Annotated in this window: 23 protein-coding genes; 10 read left to right on the top strand and 13 right to left on the bottom strand. The window is 59.4% G+C overall.

All coding sequences use genetic code 11. The features are described 5' to 3' along the window. Positions 1 to 127: 127 nt before the first annotated feature. Positions 128 to 733 carry a pyridoxamine 5'-phosphate oxidase family protein gene (locus tag ACYSTU_RS01810; protein ID WP_110602454.1) on the bottom strand — a complete coding sequence of 202 codons (606 nt, stop codon included), beginning with the start codon at positions 731 to 733 and terminating at the stop codon, positions 128 to 130. An 18-nt stretch (positions 734 to 751) separates the two neighbouring features. Further along, positions 752 to 1,237 (bottom strand): GNAT family N-acetyltransferase, encoded by a 486-nt coding sequence (locus ACYSTU_RS01805; protein WP_264365659.1) that lies wholly within the window; start codon positions 1,235 to 1,237, stop codon positions 752 to 754. 142 nt (positions 1,238 to 1,379) lie between these two features. On the opposite strand from ACYSTU_RS01805, the gene ACYSTU_RS01800 reads away from it, so the two are divergent. From ACYSTU_RS01800 to ACYSTU_RS01790, 3 genes are read left to right on the top strand one after another with little or no spacing between them, the layout of a single operon-like run. Next, a complete protein-coding gene (locus ACYSTU_RS01800) occupies positions 1,380 to 1,805 on the top strand; it encodes a YybH family protein (protein ID WP_024014040.1) in 426 nt (141 codons plus the stop codon). A 40-nt stretch (positions 1,806 to 1,845) separates the two neighbouring features. Beyond that, complete coding sequence (locus ACYSTU_RS01795) at positions 1,846 to 2,190, top strand: YciI family protein (RefSeq protein WP_498995433.1); 345 nt, start codon at positions 1,846 to 1,848, stop codon at positions 2,188 to 2,190. Then, complete coding sequence (locus ACYSTU_RS01790; protein WP_498995430.1) at positions 2,183 to 3,418, top strand: RNA polymerase sigma factor; 1,236 nt, start codon at positions 2,183 to 2,185, stop codon at positions 3,416 to 3,418. Before ACYSTU_RS01795 ends, ACYSTU_RS01790 begins: the two co-directional genes overlap by 8 nt. Positions 3,419 to 3,780: 362 nt before the next feature. Here the strand turns inward: ACYSTU_RS01790 and ACYSTU_RS01785 are convergent, their stop codons facing one another. Beyond that, positions 3,781 to 4,635 (bottom strand): LysR family transcriptional regulator, encoded by an 855-nt coding sequence (locus tag ACYSTU_RS01785; RefSeq protein ID WP_217878704.1) that lies wholly within the window; start codon positions 4,633 to 4,635, stop codon positions 3,781 to 3,783. Positions 4,636 to 4,724: 89 nt separating this feature from the next. Between ACYSTU_RS01785 and ACYSTU_RS01780 the strand changes: the two genes are divergently transcribed. Further along, complete coding sequence (locus ACYSTU_RS01780; protein WP_498995425.1) at positions 4,725 to 5,162, top strand: multidrug/biocide efflux PACE transporter; 438 nt, start codon at positions 4,725 to 4,727, stop codon at positions 5,160 to 5,162. A 119-nt stretch (positions 5,163 to 5,281) separates the two neighbouring features. Here the strand turns inward: ACYSTU_RS01780 and ACYSTU_RS01775 are convergent, their stop codons facing one another. Next, positions 5,282 to 6,040 carry an SDR family NAD(P)-dependent oxidoreductase gene (locus ACYSTU_RS01775; protein ID WP_498995422.1) on the bottom strand — a complete coding sequence of 253 codons (759 nt, stop codon included), beginning with the start codon at positions 6,038 to 6,040 and terminating at the stop codon, positions 5,282 to 5,284. A 120-nt stretch (positions 6,041 to 6,160) separates the two neighbouring features. On the opposite strand from ACYSTU_RS01775, the gene ACYSTU_RS01770 reads away from it, so the two are divergent. After that, on the top strand, positions 6,161 to 7,057 hold the full coding sequence (locus ACYSTU_RS01770) for a LysR family transcriptional regulator (RefSeq protein WP_498995418.1): 897 nt from the start codon (positions 6,161 to 6,163) through the stop codon (positions 7,055 to 7,057). A 140-nt stretch (positions 7,058 to 7,197) separates the two neighbouring features. Here the strand turns inward: ACYSTU_RS01770 and ACYSTU_RS01765 are convergent, their stop codons facing one another. Continuing rightward, positions 7,198 to 8,220, bottom strand: coding sequence for a transporter (locus ACYSTU_RS01765; protein ID WP_016773564.1), 1,023 nt, complete (start codon positions 8,218 to 8,220; stop codon positions 7,198 to 7,200). Positions 8,221 to 8,496: 276 nt separating this feature from the next. Here ACYSTU_RS01765 and ACYSTU_RS01760 point away from each other — a divergent pair, with 276 nt between their 5' ends. Next, entirely contained in the window at positions 8,497 to 10,119 is a 1,623-nt protein-coding gene (locus ACYSTU_RS01760; protein WP_498995412.1) for a methyl-accepting chemotaxis protein, read from the top strand. Between the two features lie 267 nt (positions 10,120 to 10,386). Here ACYSTU_RS01760 and ACYSTU_RS01755 read toward each other — a convergent pair whose 3' ends face one another. Continuing rightward, positions 10,387 to 10,692, bottom strand: a complete 306-nt coding sequence (locus tag ACYSTU_RS01755; protein ID WP_016773566.1) for a PepSY domain-containing protein — start codon at positions 10,690 to 10,692, stop codon at positions 10,387 to 10,389. A gap of 156 nt (positions 10,693 to 10,848) precedes the next feature. After that, positions 10,849 to 11,976: a glycerophosphodiester phosphodiesterase gene (locus ACYSTU_RS01750; protein ID WP_498995404.1), complete on the bottom strand. Its 1,128-nt coding sequence runs from the start codon at positions 11,974 to 11,976 to the stop codon at positions 10,849 to 10,851. A gap of 220 nt (positions 11,977 to 12,196) precedes the next feature. On the opposite strand from ACYSTU_RS01750, the gene ACYSTU_RS01745 reads away from it, so the two are divergent. Further along, complete coding sequence (locus ACYSTU_RS01745; protein ID WP_073472085.1) at positions 12,197 to 12,523, top strand: DUF2025 family protein; 327 nt, start codon at positions 12,197 to 12,199, stop codon at positions 12,521 to 12,523. A gap of 148 nt (positions 12,524 to 12,671) precedes the next feature. Here the strand turns inward: ACYSTU_RS01745 and ACYSTU_RS01740 are convergent, their stop codons facing one another. The 3 genes from ACYSTU_RS01740 to ACYSTU_RS01730 all read right to left on the bottom strand — a co-directional run bounded on the left by ACYSTU_RS01740 (position 12,672) and on the right by ACYSTU_RS01730 (position 15,636). Then, positions 12,672 to 13,376, bottom strand: coding sequence for a CTP synthase C-terminal region-related (seleno)protein (locus tag ACYSTU_RS01740; protein WP_217878699.1), 705 nt, complete (start codon positions 13,374 to 13,376; stop codon positions 12,672 to 12,674). Positions 13,377 to 13,475: 99 nt separating this feature from the next. Beyond that, positions 13,476 to 14,795, bottom strand: coding sequence for a methyl-accepting chemotaxis protein (locus ACYSTU_RS01735; RefSeq protein ID WP_110602425.1), 1,320 nt, complete (start codon positions 14,793 to 14,795; stop codon positions 13,476 to 13,478). Positions 14,796 to 15,027: 232 nt separating this feature from the next. Beyond that, on the bottom strand, positions 15,028 to 15,636 hold the full coding sequence (locus ACYSTU_RS01730; RefSeq protein WP_016773570.1) for a TetR/AcrR family transcriptional regulator: 609 nt from the start codon (positions 15,634 to 15,636) through the stop codon (positions 15,028 to 15,030). Between the two features lie 211 nt (positions 15,637 to 15,847). On the opposite strand from ACYSTU_RS01730, the gene ACYSTU_RS01725 reads away from it, so the two are divergent. Then, positions 15,848 to 16,903, top strand: a complete 1,056-nt coding sequence (locus tag ACYSTU_RS01725; RefSeq protein ID WP_125917208.1) for an MBL fold metallo-hydrolase — start codon at positions 15,848 to 15,850, stop codon at positions 16,901 to 16,903. A gap of 38 nt (positions 16,904 to 16,941) precedes the next feature. On the opposite strand, the gene ACYSTU_RS01720 is transcribed toward ACYSTU_RS01725, so the two are convergent. The 3 genes from ACYSTU_RS01720 to ACYSTU_RS01710 form a co-directional block, all read right to left on the bottom strand. Beyond that, the gene (locus ACYSTU_RS01720) at positions 16,942 to 17,199 is read right to left on the bottom strand and encodes a helix-turn-helix domain-containing protein (protein WP_498995386.1); all 258 of its coding nucleotides are present in this window, start codon (positions 17,197 to 17,199) and stop codon (positions 16,942 to 16,944) included. A gap of 12 nt (positions 17,200 to 17,211) precedes the next feature. After that, entirely contained in the window at positions 17,212 to 17,529 is a 318-nt protein-coding gene (locus ACYSTU_RS01715) for a helix-turn-helix domain-containing protein (protein ID WP_039758012.1), read from the bottom strand. Positions 17,530 to 17,621: 92 nt separating this feature from the next. Next, a complete protein-coding gene (locus ACYSTU_RS01710; protein ID WP_498995383.1) occupies positions 17,622 to 18,389 on the bottom strand; it encodes an AraC family transcriptional regulator in 768 nt (255 codons plus the stop codon). Between the two features lie 112 nt (positions 18,390 to 18,501). Here ACYSTU_RS01710 and ACYSTU_RS01705 point away from each other — a divergent pair, with 112 nt between their 5' ends. Further along, positions 18,502 to 19,317: a sulfite exporter TauE/SafE family protein gene (locus ACYSTU_RS01705; RefSeq protein ID WP_498995381.1), complete on the top strand. Its 816-nt coding sequence runs from the start codon at positions 18,502 to 18,504 to the stop codon at positions 19,315 to 19,317. Between the two features lie 60 nt (positions 19,318 to 19,377). Next, positions 19,378 to 19,740 carry a hypothetical protein gene (locus tag ACYSTU_RS01700; protein ID WP_137213959.1) on the top strand — a complete coding sequence of 121 codons (363 nt, stop codon included), beginning with the start codon at positions 19,378 to 19,380 and terminating at the stop codon, positions 19,738 to 19,740. The last annotated feature ends 23 nt before the right edge of the window (positions 19,741 to 19,763 follow it).

Here is a 19,763-nt window from a genome sequence, read left to right as displayed (position 1 = left end):
CAATCAAAACTGTGGGAGCGAGCCTGCTCGCGAAAGCGGTATTTCAGCGAAGCAAGTGTCGACTGACACGACGCCTTCGCGAGCAGGCTCGCTCCCACAGGGTTTTGAGGTGTCTGTAGTTGCGCGGTTAGTAAAGGCTTTCACGCACCCGTTTCGGCGCTTCCCGATCGTAGGTGTCGGCGTCGAACTGGCCGTCATTCAGGCGCTTGTGAAATGCGCCAGCAGATGGCAAGGCCGAGCGCGGCAGGTGCGTTTCTGGATTCCACGCATCCGAGCGGACAAAGGCTTTCGAGCAGTGAAAAAACGCCGCGTCCACCGTCACCAGCAACACAGTTTTCGCCGGTTTGCCATTCACCGCGAAACTCTCCAGCAACGCCGGTTCATCGCTGATCAGGGCCGTGCCATTGACCCGCAATGTTTCGCCGATCCCGGGAATGATGAACAGCAGCGACACCCGCGAATCGTGCAGCACATTGCGCAAGGTATCGATGCGGTTGTTGCCCGGGCGATCCGGCAGGGCCAACGTGTTTTGATCAATGATCCGAACAAACCCCGGCGCATCACCGCGCGGCGAGTTATCGAGGCCATCGGTCCCCACCGAGCTGACGATCACTAGCGGCGACAGGCGCACCATCGCCTGATAATCCTCGTTGAGAAAGCCGATCTGCTTGCGCACGGCGCGCTCGTGGGGCCGGCCGTAAATGGCTTCCAATGCTTCTATCGAATCGATCATCGTTTATCCCTCTACGATTTAAAAAAACAGGCCCATCCGCCGCTCGTACCCAATCCGGCCCTTGTACGCTTCGCCGCTGTCGACGTAGCCATGCCTGGCGTACAGCGCAATCGCCGCCTCGTTATCAGCGTCCACCGATAATTCCAGCCCCTTGATCTCCGGCCACGCCTCGCGGGCGACAGCGGGCAGCTCTTGCAGGCACGCCTTGCCGTAACCCTTGCCCTGCGCGCGCCGATCGACCTGCAGAGCATGCAACGTGGCGCTGTGTTCGTCGGCCCAGTCGGGCAATACCGGTGGGCGCTTGAGCAGCAGAAACGCTACCGGTACGTCGTCCGCCAGCAGGGCAAAACCCTTTACGCCAGGGCCGGGCTTCGACAGCAGGGTGTGCAAGGCACCGTGGATGTCGCCGGAGAATTTGATCTGCTCGGGGTGAATTTCAATCGACTCGACTTGCTCACGCTGCAAAGGGCTGAGGCTGTCGTAAGGCACGAGTTGGGCTGACACGGGAATTTCCTTTTTCCTACAAGGATTGAAGCTCGGATTCTAGCGACATTGTTGTCGGCGAAATTTTTTTGTTTGCCCTGTCGATCTGCGCAAAGGGCAAACGACTAAGGGTGTCTTCACAACAAAAACCACGGAGAACACCATGAGCGCACAAAGCGAAATCCAGACTCTGATCAATACCTATCGCGAAGCGGTAATGGCCAAGGACGTCGAAAAAGTCATGGCCCTGTACGCCGACGACATCGTCTCGTTCGATGCGATCAAGGCCCTGCAATTCAAAGGCAAAGCGGCGTACCGCGCGCATTGGGTCGAGTGCATGGAAATGTGCCCCGGCCCGCACATCTTCGAGTTCCACGAAATCGCCATCGAAAGCGCCGACAACATCGCTTTCGCCCACTGGGTGGCCAATTGCGGCGGCACCAACGACAAGGGCGAAACCCAGAGTTGCTGGATGCGTGTCACAGCCTGTTATCGGCAGGTCGGCGGGGCGTGGAAGATTGCCCACGAACACTGGTCGGCACCGTTCGATCCGATGAGCGGCGCGACGCTGTTCGATGTAACCCCCTGAACTTCAGCCATAGTTGATCCGTTCGAATCAGGAGATCGCCATGAAATACCTATGCCTGGTCTACAGCGATGAACGCCTGCTGCACACCTCGCCGGACAGCCCGGAGGACGCCGAATGCTGGGCCTACGCTGAGTCGATTCATGGCAGCGGGCGGATGATCGCCGCTGAAGCGCTGGGATCGGTAGAGACCGCCACCACGGTACGCATGCGCAACGGCAAGGTGTCGATCACCGACGGGCCTTTCGCTGAAACCAAGGAGCAACTGGCCGGTTTTTACCTGATCGATGCCAAGGATCTCAACGAAGCGATTCAGGTGGCCGGCAACATTCCGGCAGCGCGGGTCGGCAGCGTTGAAGTGCGTCCGGTGCGGCAGTTGAATGTCTGACGTCAGGGCGCGGGTGGAGCAGGTCTACCGCGAGGATTCGCGGCGGATTCTGGCCACGCTGATCCGCCTGCTCGGTGATTTCGACCTCGCCGAAGAAGCCTTGCACGAGGCGTTCTTCGTCGCGGTCGAGCGCTGGCAACGCGACGGCGTGCCAGACAACCCGCGTACCTGGCTGGTCTCCACCGGACGTTTCAAAGCCATCGATGTGCTACGCCGGCGCGCGCGGTTCAAGGCGTCGCAACCGTTGCTGCTGGCACAACTCGATGAGCTCGAACAGGCTGACTGGAGTGGCGAAGACGTGGAAGACGATCGCTTGCGGCTGATCTTCACCTGTTGCCACCCGGCACTGGCGGCAGATGCGCAAGTTCCGCTGACCTTGCGCGAAGTCTGCGACCTCACCACCGAGGAAATCGCCCGCGCTTTTCTCTCGGCGCCGGCGGCGATTGCCCAGCGCATCGTGCGCGCCAAGGCCAAGATCCGCGACGCGAAAATCCCCTATCAAGTGCCCACGCTGAACGAATTGCCCGAGCGCCTCGACAGCGTATTGCGGGTGATTTATCTGGTGTTCAACGAAGGCTATTCGGCCTCGGTCGGCGCTGAGCTGACACGCGAGGATCTGACGCGCGAAGCGATTCGGCTGGGGCGCTTGTTGATGGAGTTGCTGCCGGAGCCGGAAGTCATGGGTCTGCTGGCGCTGATGCTGTTGCATGAATCACGCCGGCCGGCGCGCACCTCGCCGAGCGGTGAACTGGTATTGCTCGACGATCAGGATCGCTCGTTGTGGGATGCCCGGTTGATGGCTGAGGGTTGCACGCTGGTCGAGCGCGCGCTGAGTACGCGGCGGTTCGGGCCGTATTGCCTGCAAGCGGCGATTGCAGCGGTGCATGCGGAAGCGCCGTCGGCGGCGCAAACGGACTGGCAGCAGATTGTCGGTCTGTATGACGTGCTGCTGCGCGCGGTGCCGTCGCCGGTGATCGAGTTGAACCGGGCGGTGGCGGTGGCCAAACGGGATGGAGCGTTGGCCGGGTTGCTGGTGATCGAAGGGATTCTGGCGCGTGGCGAGTTGCAGGATTACCACTTGGCGCATTCGGCGCGGGCGGAGTTTTGCCGGCAGTTGGGCCGGGTGGAGCAGGCGCGCGCGGCGTATCAGCGGGCGCTGGAGCTGACGCGGCAGGAGCCGGAGCGGCGGTTTATTCGAGCACGTATCATGGCGCTCGAAATGCTCTGACCTTGGCGCTCTGGCTAGTGTGGGCAGCCTGTGGATTGCCCTCACCCTAACCCTCTCCCAAAGGGAGAGGGGACTGATTGGGGGATATTGGAGGGATTCACCGACTTGAACGAATTGTCTTGAATCCATAATCGATAAGGTTTTTCAGGTCGATGCATAACGCCAGACACTTCGGTCGGCCCCCTCTCCCAAAGGGAGAGGGGACTGATTGGGGGATATTGGAGGGATTCACCGACTTGAACGAATTGTCTTGAATCCATAATCGATAAGGTTTTCAGGTCGATGCATAACGCCAGACACCTCGGTCGGCCCCCTCTCCCTCCGGGAGAGGGCTGGGGTGAGGGGCTTTTGATTTCAAGCGCTTATTCAAGCATCTTGCTGAGCAACCAGCTCCCTGCCGGCCCCGGCGGATACAAGCGCGACCACAAGGCGTCGACAAACACCGGTTTCGGCCAGCCGCGCACGTCGAGCTCTATCAGCAAATCATTGGCATAACGCTGCACCAGCCACCTCGGCAACGGTGCCCAGCCAAAACCCTTTTCAGCCATTTCCAGCAGCATCAGGTAACTCGGCGCCGACCACACCCGGCCTTTGCCACGGCTGTCATACGGATTGACGATGGTCGCCAGCCGCAATTCGCGATGTTGCTCGAGAATCTGCTGATCGACATGCTCAAGCTTGGCCAACGCATGCTCACGGCTGACGAACAATGCAATCTCCGTGCGCTCGGCCACAGTGGAGGTCACCAGATCCGGCGGGTAGTTGTCCTGCATTTCCGCGAAGGCCAAATGCGCTCGGCCGCGCTGGACCAGTTCGATCAGGTCGTCACACTCGGCAATCAGGCATTCCAGCTCAAGCTCCGGATAACGCTGCTCGAAACCCACCAGCGCCGCCTCGAAACGATAGGACTGATAAGTGTCGGAAATCGCCACGGTCAGCTTCGGTTCCACACCTTGTGCCAACTGCCGTGCGCTCATCTCCAGACGGCTGGTGGCGGCCAGAATCGCCTCGGCTTTTTGCAACATCACGTGGCCGGCGGGGGTGAGCGTGGGCTTGCGGCTGCTGCGGTCGAACAGCTGCAAATCCAGATCAATCTCGAGACTGGCGACCGCGGCGCTGATGGTTGACTGACTGCGCCCCAGTTTGCGCGCCGCTGCGGAAAATGAGCCCTGCGTCGCTGCCTGCACAAATGCCAACAGCACTTCCTGCGAAGCCATGAACTATCGCCTTGATCGATGGTTATTGGTTATGAAGTATCGGTATTAAGTTGGATCATGGCAACCATCGTCAAACAAGGAGTCAGGCCATGACTGCCCACAAGTCCATTACCGAACGTGTTTTCCAAGCGGTTGGTTTCGAGTTTCTCGCGATCCTGATCTGTACGCCGCTGCTCGCCTGGATCATGCAAAAGCCGTTGCTCGACATGGGCGCGGTGACCATGTTGATCGCGCTGTTGGCGCTGGCGTGGAACGTGGTGTTCAACCGTTTTTTCGACCGTGCATTGGCGCGGATGAATCTGGCGCACAACGCCCGGGTCCGTGTAGTGCATGCGCTGTTGTTCGAAGGTGGACTGATCGTGATGGGCGTGCCGCTGATAGCCTGGTGGCTGTCGGTCAGCCTGTGGCAGGCGTTGTTGCTCGACATTGGCGTGCTGCTGTTCTTCCTGCCGTACACCTACGTCTACCACTGGGGTTATGACGTACTGCGCGAGCGCTTCATGGCCCGCCGCGCATATGAAAGCTGAGGTAGCCCTGTGGCGAGGGGATTTATCCCCGTTGGGCTGCGTAGCAGACCCGATTTTGGGGCCGCTCCGCAGCCCAGCGGGGATGAATCCCCTCGCCACAAACAGTCTGTTGGTTGAGGTCAGAGAAACATGCCGCCAGACGCCTCGACCCGCTGACCGTTGATCCACTGCCCACCCTCTGACAGCAGCAGCGCCAGTGTACCGCCAATATCATCCGGCAGCCCGACACGACCCAGCGCGGTGTTGCTGGCAACCATCGCGTTGACCGCGCTGTTGTCGCGCACCGTGCCGCCGCCAAAATCGGTTTCAATCGCACCCGGCGCCAGAACGTTCACGCCAATCTGCCGCGCACCCAGCTCTTTCGCCTGATAACGCGTCAGCACTTCCATCGCACCTTTCATTGCCGCATAAGCGCCGTAACCGGGCAGGCTGAAGCGGGTCAGGCCGCTGGAGACATTGACGATGCGCCCACCGTCGTTGATCAGCGGCAGCAGTTGCTGGGTCAGGAAAAACGGCCCTTTCAACTGCACGTTCATCAGCAGATCGAACTGCTCCGGGGTGGTTTCGCTGAACAGCGCATGCACGCCGACCCCGGCGTTGTTGATCAGGAAATCGAAGCACTGACGCTCAAAGGTTTGCCCCAATACCTGTTCAACCTGCGCGGCAAACGCGGCGAAATTCTCGCTGCGGCCGACGTCCAGTTGCAGCATCGCCGCTTTCGCGCCGAGCGCCTGCAATTCAGTGACCAGCGCTTGGGCCTCGTCGGCGCGGCTGTTGTAGGTGCCGATAATGTCAATGCCTTGCGCGGCGAGGTGCAGGGCGGCGCTGCGGCCCAGGCCACGACTGGCGCCAGTGATCAGTGCGATTTTGCGGTTCATGCTGACTTCCTCGATTGCGTTGAATGGGATGGAAGTAGTTTATTTATCCGCCCTGAGGTGATAAACACGGCAAAAGCGGAATCACTGATCGGCTCGGCCGAACAATCACCGGGGCTTGTCATGAACAAACTGGAACTGCTGCGCACCTTCGTCCGGGTCAGCGAACTGTCGAGTTTCACCCTCGCGGGGGAAAGCCTCGGCCTGCCGCGCTCCACGGTGTCCGAGCAGGTACAGGCGCTCGAAGCCTTGCTCGGCACGCGGCTGTTGCAGCGCACCACGCGCAAGGTGCAGGCCACTCAGGATGGACTGGTGCTGTATGAACGCAGCAAAGATCTGCTCTCGCACATGAATGAAATCGAAGGGTTGTTCCGTCAGGACGAGGCTTCGCTGACCGGGTGCATCCGCGTCGATATGCCGAACATCCTCGCGCGACGCTTGATCATGCCGCGCCTGCCGGAATTCATGGATCGCCACCCGAATCTGCAGATGGAAATCAGCAGCACCGATCGCCGTGTCGATCTGCTCAGCGAAGGTTTCGACTGCGTATTGCGCATCGGCGCGCAGCCGGATCAGTCGGTGGTCGCCCGGCATCTCGGCGACTTCCCGATGGTCAATTGCGCCAGCCCGGCTTACCTGCAACGTTACGGCGTGCCGCAGACCATCGAGGATCTGGCGCAGCATCGGCTGGTGCATTACGTCGGCGTACTGGGCTCGCGTTCGGAAGGGTTCGTCTATGAGGAAAACGGCGAGGTGCGGCGCGTGGCGATGGCCGGCAGTGTCACGGTCAACAGCACCGATGCCTATGAAGCGGCGTGCCTGGGCGGCTTCGGCCTGACGCAGGTACCGCGCACCGGCATGCAACCGCATCTGGAGAATGGCGAACTGGTGACCGTACTGCCACAACACACCGCACCGCCGATGGCGATTTCGTTGCTGTTCGCGCGGCAACGGCATTTGCCGCTGCGGGTGCGGGTGTTTATGGATTGGCTCGGCGATGTTGTTCGTTCAACGCTTTGACTGCTCACCTTGGCCCGAACTGTGGGAGCGAGCCTGCTCGCGAAAGCGCCATGTCATTCAACATTGATTTATCTGACACACCGACTTCGCGAGCAGGCTCGCTCCCACAGAGAGGACTGTCTTGTGTGTGGGATTTGCGCTCAGTAATCGCCACGCTTGCGAAACGCCCAGCGCCCGGCAATCACGGTGAACGTCGCCACCAGCGCAACCAGTACCCAAAATCCGTGCGGATCCTGGGACAGCGGCACACCGCCGACATTCATCCCGAAAAAACCGGCAATGATGTTGATCGGCAAGGCCAGCACTGTCACCACCGTCAGGGTGAACAGCGTGCGGTTGCTCTGTTCGTTGAGGTTGGCGGCGATTTCTTCCTGCAACAGTTTGATGCGTTCGCCGAGGGCGGTGAGGTCGTTGATGATCAGCGCAAACTCCTCAGTGGATTTGCGCAGTTCCTTGACGTCCTCCTTCTGCAACCACGGCGGCGGACGATTGAGCAGGCGCAGCAGCGAACCCGGCTCCAGCGCCAACAGCCGTTGCAGACGCACCAGCACGCGACGGTTGGCACCAAGTTCGGCGCGATTGGTCGACAGGCGCGAGGAGAGCAGTTCGTCTTCGACCTGATCAACACTCAGGCTGGTCTTGCGCACGATCTGCGTTAGCACCTCACCTTGATCGCGCAGTAGATGCACGAGCAATTCCGAGGGCGAGCGAAAGCACTCGCCGGCCTTTACCGACGAGCGCAATTTATCTACCGAATGCAGCGGTTGCAGGCGCGCGCTGACGATCAGTTTGCTGCGCACGCAGACCCACAGCGTCGACACGTCGGAGGAGACCATGCTGCTGAGGTTGAACACCACATCGTTGACCACCGCCAGCAGCGCCGAATCGACATGCTCGATGCGCGTCGAACGCGAACCTTCGTGCAGCGCTTCGAAAAACTCCTCGGGTAATTGCAGATGACTTTTCATCCAGCGCTCGCACGCGGCGTGGGCCAGGTTCAGGTGCAGCCAGAGAAACTCTTCGCTGTCGCCGTCGTCCTGCAAACAGCGCAAAGCCGTCGCCGAATCGATCTCGCGCCCGCGCTCTCCGGGCAGGAAGCGAAAGCCGTAGAGCAAGCCAAACAGGTCCGGGGCGCGATGGCTGATATCGAGGCTGTGGTTCATGGCGGCTCGCTGGGAGGAGGGTGTCTGGTGGGGGATTTTCAGGTTCACCTGAGCGGCATGATCGCAAGCCAACATGACCGTTTTGTGACAGTAAAGTGACTGCAAATCAACGCGTTACCGACTGTCGGAAGATTCTCAAGAAGCGCTCTGGCGCGCCGATCTCAGGTGAGTTAGGTTGCGCGCCATCGGCCCTTGGCCATGGTACGTCGACAGGGAAGTCCGGCCATTTTTCACGTCCGCTCGGGCGTGCCTCATCCCTGCTTCGAGTACCTTGCAATGCTGCAAAAATCCCTGAGAACGCAAATTCTCGCCCTGCTGAGCGGCAGTCTGCTGGCGATATTGTTGATCGCGCTGGCCTGCTTTCATTTCCTCTCCAACGGTGTGCAAAGCTATAGCCAGTTGATCGCCGGCCCGTTGCACACGTCGCAACTGATCGATGAAGCCAACCTGCAATTCAAAGTGCAGGTGCAGGAATGGAAAAACGTTCTGCTGCGCGGCAAGCAACCGGCGGATCTGGCGAAATACTGGAGCCAGTTCGAAGAGCGTCAGCGCGACGTGCAGAATATTCTCGGCGAACTGGCCGGCCAGAAAGGCATCGAGGCCAATCTCAAATCCCGCATCGACCGCTTGCGCGAAGAGCATCGCCAGTTGGGCGCGGCCTACCAGAAAGGCCGCGATGCCTACGTGGCTGCCGGTGGTGATCCGAGCGCCGGCGACGCAGCGGTCAAAGGCGTTGATCGCGCCGCCAGCGAGCAGATGAGCGCACTGGTCGCCGAGCTGCGCGAGCAGGGCACCGCGCAGTCGGCATTGATCAGCGCCAGCGCTGACCGTACCGTGTGGCTGGGCCTGTTGGTGATGCTCGCATCAGGCTTGCTGATCGGTCTGCTGAGCCTGTGGCTGGTCAGCCGCAACCTGATCGAACCGATCCGCAACCTCATCGATTACGTCACCCGCTTGAGCCGTGGCCAGTTGGCTGAACGTGTTGTCAGCGAGCGTCGCGATGAACTGGGCAACCTCGCCGCCGCAGCGAACACTCTGCGCGATTTTCTGGCGGACACCTTCACTCGTTTGCAACGCAGCGCCGGTGATCTGGACAGCGCCAGCGGCGAGTTGAACGCCATTGCCACGACCATGGCCGGCGGCACCAGCGAGCAATTCAACCGCACGGATCAAGTGGCCACGGCGATGAATGAAATGTCCGCCACAGCCCAGGAAGTCGCCCGTCACGCCGCCGATGCCGCACGTGCTGCCGACGATGCCGATCAGTCGGCGCAGCAGGGTGAAAAGGTCATGCAGACCACCATCCATTCGATCACGCAGATGCGCGGCGAGATCGCCAACACCGCCACGGTGATCCGTCGCCTGGAAACCGACAGCGGTCGTATCGGCAAGGTGCTGGAAGTGATTCGTGGCATCGCCGAACAGACCAACCTGCTGGCGCTCAACGCGGCCATCGAAGCGGCGCGGGCGGGCGAGGCCGGGCGTGGTTTTGCCGTCGTCGCCGATGAGGTGCGCAATCTCGCTCAGCGCACGGCGGAGTCGATCATCGAGATCAACCAGATCATTCAGAACGTGCAGACCGGCGCTCTCGATGCCGCGCAGGCTATCGAGAGCGGTCAGGCGCGCAGTGATGAAAGTGTCGAGCAAGTGACCCAGGCCGGCGCGATGCTGGAGCGCATCACCTTGGCCGTGGAAGCGATTCGCGACATGAACCGGCAGATCGCCACGGCCGCTGAGGAGCAGACTTCAGTGGCCGAGGATATCTCGCGCAATCTGACTGAAATCACCGCGATTGCCAGCACCAACCTGGACAACGTGCAGCGCACCGAAAGTGCCAGTCAGAACCTGCACGGATTGTCGGGGCAGTTGAATGAGGTGACGGCGCGGTTGAGTGCTTGATTTTGGGTGGTGGTTTGTCAGCCCCTCATCCTAACCCTCTCCCGGAGGGAGAGGGGACTGGCCGCAGGGAATGGGTGAATTGCACCGAACTTGCAATACCGAGTCGAACTCGGGTTTGAGCGGCCCGCAAATCGGCTCCCTCTCCTGGGCGAGAGGGCTGGGGTGAGGGGGATCGATTTCACAGACCACACAAAGTTTGCGCCCCAATCCGCAGCCACAAAAAAGCCGCACGATCGTTAAATCGTGCGGCTCTTTAACAGCGGTCTATCAAGTGTCTTGCTTGTCGCTCAGCACTTTACCGGTGGTGGCATCAAAGTCCACGTCGAACTCTTTGCCGTCAGCAGTTTTAAGTTCAACTTCATACTCGTAACCATTGAAGTGGTTATCCAGATCGGTGTCGGTAATCGTTGCGCCCGGGTGCAGTTTCAGTGCTTCGGCGTTCATCGATTCCAGCGACTTGATCTTGCCGTCCTTGACCAGTTGCGGGATCTGGTCGATGCGAACATCAGCCTGAGCCAGGCCAGCGGTGAGGGTCAGGGCAGCGGCGGTAAACAGGGCAGTCAAAGTTTTCATCGGTTCATTCCTTGGCAGTGCGTTGAAGTGGTTGATCTGTGTAAGTGGGTTCAGATTAACCAGCGCAACTTAACTCACCCTTAAATCTCTGCTTCGCGATAAAACTGCTCTTTGTCGGAGCGAGCCTGCTCGCGAAGCAGGCGACTCGATAACAACTTAGAAACCGTTCTTCTTCAGAACCTCATCAACACTGCCAACAGCCGGACGCTTGTAAAACTTCAACAGTTCACTGGCGCGGTTGGTAAAGATGCCGTCGACACCCGCTGCCATGACTTTCTCGTAGTCCACCGCCTCGTCGACCGTATAAACATGCACCAGCATGCCTTGGTCGTGGGTGTACTTATTCATCCACGATTGCACCAGGTCGGAGTAACTCTGATCACCACCCTGAGTCAGCTTCGCCGAAGGGCCGGTGCCGATCGCGCCCTGAGCCTTGGCGTAGTCGACCCATTGCTTGAATTCCGCTTCTGACTTGGGTTCCTGCTTGCCGTAGAAAACGTTTTTGTCTTTCTCGCCGGACGTGGCAAACGTCACCGCAGATTTAGGCTCGATGCTGCCTTCGCCGACCCACAACAGCAGGATCTTCGGCACTTGCGGCATTTCCTTTTCCAGCAATTGCAGGCTGTTCTTATCGAAGGTCTGCAGGATCACCTTGCCTTTGCCCTGACCGACGCCCAGCGCGCTTTTCGCCAGCTTCGAACCGGCCGGACTCAGCCAGCCGCGATCCTGGAGTTTTTCCTTGAGGTCATGTTCGATGCCGGGAAACAGCTGCGGCTCTTTGGTTTCGATGTACAGGCCCGGCTTGTGCTGCGGGTTGGCGCGGGCGATGTCGATGATTTCATCGAGGGTAAGAATCTTCAGCCCGGCGTAGGAGGGGCGTGCGCGGTCAGGATATTTGCTGTTGAACCAGCTGCCGGCATCGAGGGTTTTCAGCTCGGCCATGGTGAACGCGGTGGCCGGGCTGTCCTTGCGCTCGGGGAATTTGCTGGCGACGTCGGTGGTGCGTTGCAGGTTGTCGTCGTGCAGGGCGAAGAGCACGCCGTCCTTGCTGCGCTGCAAATCCATTTCCAGGTAATCGGCGCCGAGGTCACGGGCCAGTTTGTAGGCCGCAGCGGTAGATTCCGGGGCATCGAACGACGCGCCACGGTGGGCGATCACCGCAGGATGCGGAATGCCATGGGCGGCAGCGATTGCCTTGGGCTCCGGGTGGCTGGCGGCATGCGCCTGACCGAGGCCGAACAACAGACTCAGCACCAGAGCGCTTCGGGTAAAAGTGGCAGGCATGGTCGAGTTCCTTTCGCAGGTTTTTTTCGAGACGTACCTTTTAACAATTGACGCGCCGCAGGGCTATCGCCAGACCGACATAAACCGAGCAAAACGGAAATTTCCTGCACTTTTGTGGCGCTGTTTGCAGTACGCTTGCCCACGGCATATGCCCCGGCAGAGGGCGCGCCGCTACATTGCCCTGCGTGTAAACCATCGATCATCTTTCGTGAGGTTTACCATGCGCATCACCTCCCAACTCATCTGCCAGGCCGCCGACGATCTCAAAGGCTTCGTCGGCCTCAACCGCAAGACCGGCCAGTACATCGTGCGCTTCAGCGAAGATTCGTTCGGCATGGACGTGGCCGACGACGGCATCATCCCGGCCAGTGAATTCGTCTGGGCGACGGCGTCGGACACCACCATGACCCTCAAGCGCGAATTGATTCAGCTGCTGCTCGATCAACACATCGACGACCGGATCAACATCACCGAACCGTTACGGGTTTACATGAGCAAGGTTGAAGTGCCGGAGATTGTGGCGGTGCGGAGTCTGGTGCGCGGTTGAGGTTTTGCAGTGTGGTTGCGGGCCTCTTCGCGAGCAGGCTCGCTCCCACAAGGATTTTGTGAACGCCACAGATCCAATGTGGGAGCGAGCCTGCTCGCGAAGGCGGCGTTGTGGGCGCCGCCAACCTCAATGGCCGAATGCATAACGCTCAATCCCGCAATCCGCAGGCTTCGATAAATGCGCGAACCAGCGGTGGCATTTTTCCTTTTAGTGCGGCGCGTTCCGGCTGGAACAGCGTGGCGACGAAAAACGGATGTTTTTTCAGTTCGATAGCGCGCAGATCCCCCGCTGAATCACGGCCTACCGCTTGTAGCTGATCGCTCATCAAATGCTGTTCGAACTGCGGATTCACGCCGTAGCGGCAGCGATAGCCTTCTTCAATTTCAGACTTTTCGTACGCCTTGGCGATCAACGAGCCGGGCTGGAGGTGAATGACGTCGATGGCCTCAACCAGCGAGCAGCTCAGCGGCGTGAGCACAGCGCGTTCGGATTCTGGCGAGATTTCCCCATGCTCGGCGTCGGCCCAGCCCAGCACATTGCGCGAATATTCCAGAACCGCGTGCTGAAAACCGCCACAGGTGCCGAGGAAAGGTCGCCCTTGCTCGCGGGCAAAGCGGATGGCGCGTAGCGCACCGTCTTCACTTTTATAAGGGCTGGCGGGTACACACCAGAATCCATCGAATTGAGTCAGCGCAGTGTCGGTGCCGATCTCTTCAGTGGCCAACCACTCGAACTGCACGGTGCGTTGCAGGTGTTCGGCGACCAGGCCGAGTGCAACCGGGATTGCTTGATGAGCGGTAACTTGGGGGTCGTAATCGCCAACCAGGGCGATGCGGACGGCGCGATTTTCCATGGGATTTCCCTGCGCTTGCTGATGGATGGCAGTCACTATAGATCGCGTGATTGCCATCCCACTATCCCGAGTTTCACCTGGTGACTGGGACTACCGCCATTACCCCGGCACCCGCTCATTGGCAAACATGCTCACCGCATCCACCGCCTCACTGGCGCCATCGCGAATCTGCAGAATCACCGTGCCGGCCTGATTGGCCAGTTCCACGCCTTCTGCGGCGCGGTCGCGGGTGCCTTGCATGCTCTTGATCGCCTGCCGTGTTTCGCTTTGGATCAGACTGATCATGGTGGAAATCTCCGCGGTGGAACCGCTGGTGCGCGCCGCCAGTTGCCGTACTTCATCGGCCACCACGGCAAAGCCGCGGCCCTGTTCACCGGCGCGCGCGGCTTCGATGGCGGCGTTGAGGGCGAGCAGGTTGGTCTGATCGGCGATCGCGCGGATGGTGTTGACGATGGCGGTGATCTGCTCGGAGCGGTCGCCCAGTTGTGCGATCAGCGTTGAGGACTGGCTGATGTCTTCGGCGATTTCGCGCATTTCGCTGGCAGCCTGTTGAATCACCTGCGTACCTTGCTCGGCGACTTTTCGAGTTGCTACCGAGATGTGGTAAGCGGTGCTGGCACTGCGCGCGTCCTGCTCGTGTTGCTCGACACGGGCGGTAACGTCAGACGCGAACTTCACGACTTTGTACAAACGCCCCGAAGCGTCGTAGACCGGGTTGTAGTTGGCCTCCAGCCAGACGATTTGACCGCGTTTATCCACGCGCTCGAACTGCCCGTGGAAGAACTCGCCCTGATTCAGGCGCCGCCAGAAATCCTGATAGGCGCCGCTGTTGACCAGCGCCGGGGTGCAGAACAAGCGGTGATGCTGGCCCTTGAGCTCTGCGAGGCTGTAACCCATGCGCGTGAGAAAATTCTGGTTGGCGGTAAGAATATTGCCGTCGAGATCGAACTCGATCACCGCCATCGCGCGATCAATCGCCTGCAGTTTGGCGTTGGCCTCGTTCTCCTGCTGCACCTTGGCGGTGACATCCATCGCGTACTTGACCACTTTGATCACCCGTCCCGACGCATCCTTGATCGGGTTGTAACTGGCCTCGAGCCAGATCGGCTGGCCTTTGCTGTCGACCCGTTCAAAGGTGCCGGACTGGAACTGACCGTTTTTCAGGCGTGACCACAGCTCGGTGTATTGGGCACTGCGCCCGAACTCTGGTGTGCAGAAATGCCGGTGCGGCTGGCCGATCGCTTGGGCAGCCGTGTAACCCATGGTCTTGAGGAAGTTGTCATTGGCACGCAACACCACGCCATCAAGATCGAACTCGATCACCGCCATCGAACGGTTGATCGCTTCGAGCATTGCAGCCTGGTCAAAAACGGTGTGTTGCAGTTCAGCGAGGGCGGCTTTCTGGCGATTGAAGAACATGCTTGCGATACTCGGGAAGTGGGGAAAATCAAAAGGATTCAGTCCCTATTCCTGCGCCGGCAGACCGAAATGCACAGACGGCATTCGGTGGTGACTGCTCAATGCCAGCGTTCCGTTACTGGCAGATGGCTACTTATACAAAACTTAATAAAGTTGTACAAGAAAGGAATTTTTCACGAGTTTGTATAACTTTTTGCGAAATTAGTTGTACGCGGCTCGCCGCGCCAGTGATTCACCGCTGATACAGTGCCAGGAACATCTCCAGCGCCGACTCGGCAACTGCATTCTGCGCGTCTGGATCAAGGGCCGCGCGACCCAGCGAGATCTGCGGCCAGAACGCGAATGCCTTGAGCAAACCTTGTACTTGATGCGCGGCAAATTCTGGATCCACCGGCTTGAGCCGTCCGTCGGCTTGTGCTGCGCGTATCCAGACGGTCAGGCCTTCCTCGCGCTCGCCCATGCGCTCGATCATGTTCTGCGCACGTTCGGGGGAATGAATGGTTGCGGCAATCGCCACCCGGGCGAGGGTGAGAAAATTCTCGTCAGCCATCATCTGCACTTTTTCTCGCAGCATCAGGCGCAGCTGCTCATGCAGCGGTTGCTCGCGGTCGTAGCTCACCGATGGCTCGGCAATGATCCGCGCCCACAACTGATTAAGGATCTCGGCGAACAGCTCTTCCTTGCTTGGGAAGTGGTTGTACACCGTCCGCTTCGACACGCCGGCCGTGGCGGCGATCTTGTCCATGCTGGTGATTTCGAACCCGTGGGCACGGAATTCGGCGATCGCCGCCTGGATGATGGCTTCGCGTTTGCGGTCGGTGAGGCGTTGTGGAGCGGTCATGAGCGGACTTCGGCAGAGAAGGGGGGAAATTACACTCGGCAGTTTACTTGGCGTCGGCTTTGATGCAACCTAGAAACTACACCGCTCAGTGTAATGTTGCGTTAATCCTCGCACCTTACAAACCAGAGCGTTTGGCCTTTGCGTGCAGCTTGGCCATTTTCATTTCCCGTGGAATACCGTGCAGCACACGGTTTTTCGGAGTCGTTCAGTCATGGCCAATCCAGTCTCTCTCCCGGACAACACACCCACGCCTGAAGCCTCGCGCCAGGATCAAGGGCTGTTTCGCAATCATGCGCCGGTTCAGCGCGAAGGCCTGCGCAAAATGCTGCGGATCATGTGGAACATGATTTTCCACAAACCGCGCGACACCCGTCCGAGCGCCGCCATTCCTGTGCAGCCGCTTACTCGCGAAGATCTGCTCGCAGCGCCCAATCACAGCGTTTACCGCTTGGGGCACTCGACGCTGTTGCTGAAGATGCGCGACAAATTCTGGATCACCGACCCCGTCTTCGCCGAGCGCGCCTCGCCGGTGCAATGGGCTGGCCCGAAACGCTTCCACCAACCACCGATCAGCATCGACGAACTGCCGCCGATCGAAGCGGTGATCCTCTCGCACAATCATTACGACCATCTCGACTACGAAGCGGTACTCAAACTCGCCGCCAAAACCACTTACTTCCTGACTCCGCTGGGCGTGGGCGACACCCTGATCAAATGGGGCATCGACGCCAGCAAGGTGCGCCAGTACGACTGGTGGCAGGGCACCGAAATCGCCGGTATCCGCTTCATCGCCACCCCATCGCAGCACTTCTCCGGCCGTGGCCTGTTCGACGGCAACAGCACGCTGTGGGCGTCATGGGTGATGATCGATGCCGACACACGGATCTTCTTCAGCGGCGACAGCGGTTACTTCGACGGCTTCAAACGCATCGGCGAACAATACGGCCCGTTCGACCTGACCCTGATGGAAACCGGCGCCTACAACGTCGAATGGCCCCACGTGCACATGCAACCGGAAGAAACCCTGCAAGCCCACATCGACCTCAAGGGCCGCTGGCTCTTCCCGATCCACAACGGCACCTTCGACCTGGCCATGCACGCCTGGCACGAACCTTTTGACCGCATCCTTGCGCTTGCATGGGAACGCAGTATTGCGATTACCACACCGCGGATGGGGGAGGCGTTCAACCTTGCGCATCCACAACGGGGGAGTGCGTGGTGGATGGCGGTTGAAGAGGAGGGGGAGGCGCTAGTGCAGAACGCCTGACGATTTCATCCGGTTCGCCTCGGTGCGAACCGGATGAATCAGATTCCTATTTCCTTCATTCGCCGGTGGTAATCCTCCATCGTAGCGACTGACAAATCCCTGAATTTTCCACGAAGTATCTGACTTAGTGTTTCCAAGGTGATGCCAGTAATTTGCGCCGCTTCAGATTCGTTCAGGTTGGCAGTCTTGATCAACGCGGCCATTTTTGTCGCATATCCCGATTTGATCAGCATTTCATCTGCACCCTGCAGTTCCAAATCTGCGTAGACGTTGCCCATGCTTCTTTCGATGTCCATCCTTAGCGCTCCTTATTCGGCCATCGCAAAATCCCCACGCCCCACCGATTCCCCCGCCATACCCTGTGCCCTGACACTGCGCCCCGGTGCAAACCCCGGGAAGAACACCAACCCCTGCGCTTCAAACCGATAAGCCAGTGCCAGTCTCGCGGCGTCCGCCACGTCCTGCTGCGCTTCGAACCGCTGGATATCTGCCACCGCCACCTCGGCCTCGCGCGACAGTTGTTCAACGCTCCAGCCCAGCATGGCGCGGGCCTGGACGCAGTGGGTCGGGGTGAACTGGAAAAGGGCAATGCGTTCGAGGACGTGGTTCATCGCAAGAGAGGCCATGGTGTGCTCCGGCTCAAAAGTGCTGATTGAAAATGTACTGTGTTTTTGTACAGTTGTTTTCGGCCGGGATCAAACGCATTTTTCGAATTTGCCTAGTTCGTCGGCTCTAACCAGACGGACGGTGCCTGTCCCAGCACACGCCGAAACATCGTCGAAAACGCCGCCGGGCTCTCGTAGCCGAAGTCCAGGGCAATCCGCGTCACCGCTTCCCCCGCTGCCAACCGTGCCAACGCCTGCACGACGCACGCCTGCTGGCGCCACTGACGAAAGCTGAGCCCGGTCTGCTGCCGAAACAATCTGTTAAAGGTACGCAAGCTTATGTGTAACTGATCGGCCCAATCCTGCGGCGATTGGTGGGCATTGGGCATGTTCAGAAAGGTCTGACACAGACTGAGGAGTTTTCCTTCGGCTGGCATGGGAATGTGTAGGGCAAGGGGCGCGCTGCGTGCCAGTTCATGCAACAGCAAGTTGATCAGCACACCGTCGCGTCCGGCCTGGTCGTACATCAGTGGCACGTCCACCGCTTCCATCAGCAAATGCCGCAGCAGCGGCGACACATTGAGCACTTGGCAGTCCGACCCCAATTCCACGTTGCCCGGTTCGATGTAAAGGCTGCGCGTGCTCACCCCGAGCATAAACACCTCGTGGGCCACGCCCGGCGGAATCCACACCGCGCGTTGCGGCGGCACCACCCAATTACCGTTCCGAGTGCTGACTTGCATCACGCCTGTTGCGCCGTAGAGCAATTGCCCACGTCGATGCGTATGAAACGGGAGTAGGTGGCCGTGGGAATAATCGGTACCGATGGCCACGACCGGGCGAGGCGTGTCATCGAGCTGATTGATCGAAATATTGCGCATCAGGCGTGTTCCAGCGATTGGCGTAAACGCGAACATTATTGGCCCAACTACTGAAGCCGGCCAGTGCATCACGCTCTAATGTCCTGGGCTCCCCCGATCCTGGACGCCCACCATGTTCTACCTCCTGCTTACACTGTTCGGTTGCCTCACCGGCATCAGCGCCGTGCTCTTCGGCTTCGGCGGCGGCTTCGTCATCGTGCCGCTGCTCTATCGCATGCTCACCGCCAGCCACGCAGCCGACGACCCCATCGCCCAGTCGGCCATGCACATCGCCGTGGCCACCTCGACCTGCGTGATGATCGTCAACGCCCTGATCGCCACACGCAAACACCAACGCGCTGGCAATCTGCTCCGGGACTACCTCTGGCCATTGGGCGGGTTTATCGGCGGGGGCGCTGTCGTCGGTGCAATCGCTGCGATGTGGGTCAGCGGTCAAATGATCCGCTACGCCTTCATCGCCTACCTGGGCGTGACCATCGTCGATTGCCTGCTGCGCCGCGGATTTCTCACGCAGTCCCAAACCATATTCCCAAGGCAACTGACCTCAACAGAAATATCCGCCGGCGGCGTAGGCATCGGCGCCATCGCGACGTTTCTCGGTGTAGGAGGAAGCGTCATGACCGTGCCGCTGCTGCGCCGTTGCGGGCTGAGCATGTCGCAAGCGACGTCCATGGCCAATCCGCTCAGCGTGCCGGTAGCGTTGGCGGGGACGCTGACGTACATGGCGCTGGCCGGTATAACCGGGGTTGATTTGGGCGTTTGGTATATCGGATATGTCGATGTGCTGGCGTTTGCGCTGCTGACGGTTGGTTCGTTGCTGGGGATCAGATTGGCTGCGCGGTGGATTGGGCGGATACCAGATAGAATGCATGCCCGAATCTATATCGGCTTACTTATGCTAGTGACGCTGGTTATGTGGACAAGATGAACTATTGCGGTTAACTGGGTGAACCCTTCCTGAGGTCAAACGGAAAATACGGGGAACGTGATGTCGATCAGTGAAAGTGACTGGAAGAAATTTAAGCAACTGCGCAAAGTCGCGCTCGACCGTTTTTGCCAAGGCGTGCTCGCCGATACCAAGACAATCACTCAGCACGGTGCGCTGTCCGCCCATGCCCGTTACGGCATGATCTATGGCTTGATCAACGATCGAAACCACGACATGGCTCGCATGTTCGATGGACTGTCTCGTTCCTCCGCAATGTGGAAGCTGACCCTCATGATTTCGCATGATTTATTGACCGATGCGGAATTGTCGATTCTGAGCGATGAAGTACAGACGCGGATCTCTGATATCGAACGTCAGCGATATGAAATTGAGTGGGTCGAAGAGATCGTTCGAGATGACTGAACCAATGTCACCCGCGTTCCCAA

This window comes from Pseudomonas glycinis (genome assembly GCF_054871425.1).
The sequence above is the reverse complement of the archived record's forward strand: the minus strand, read 5'-3'. Positions and strand labels throughout refer to the sequence as shown.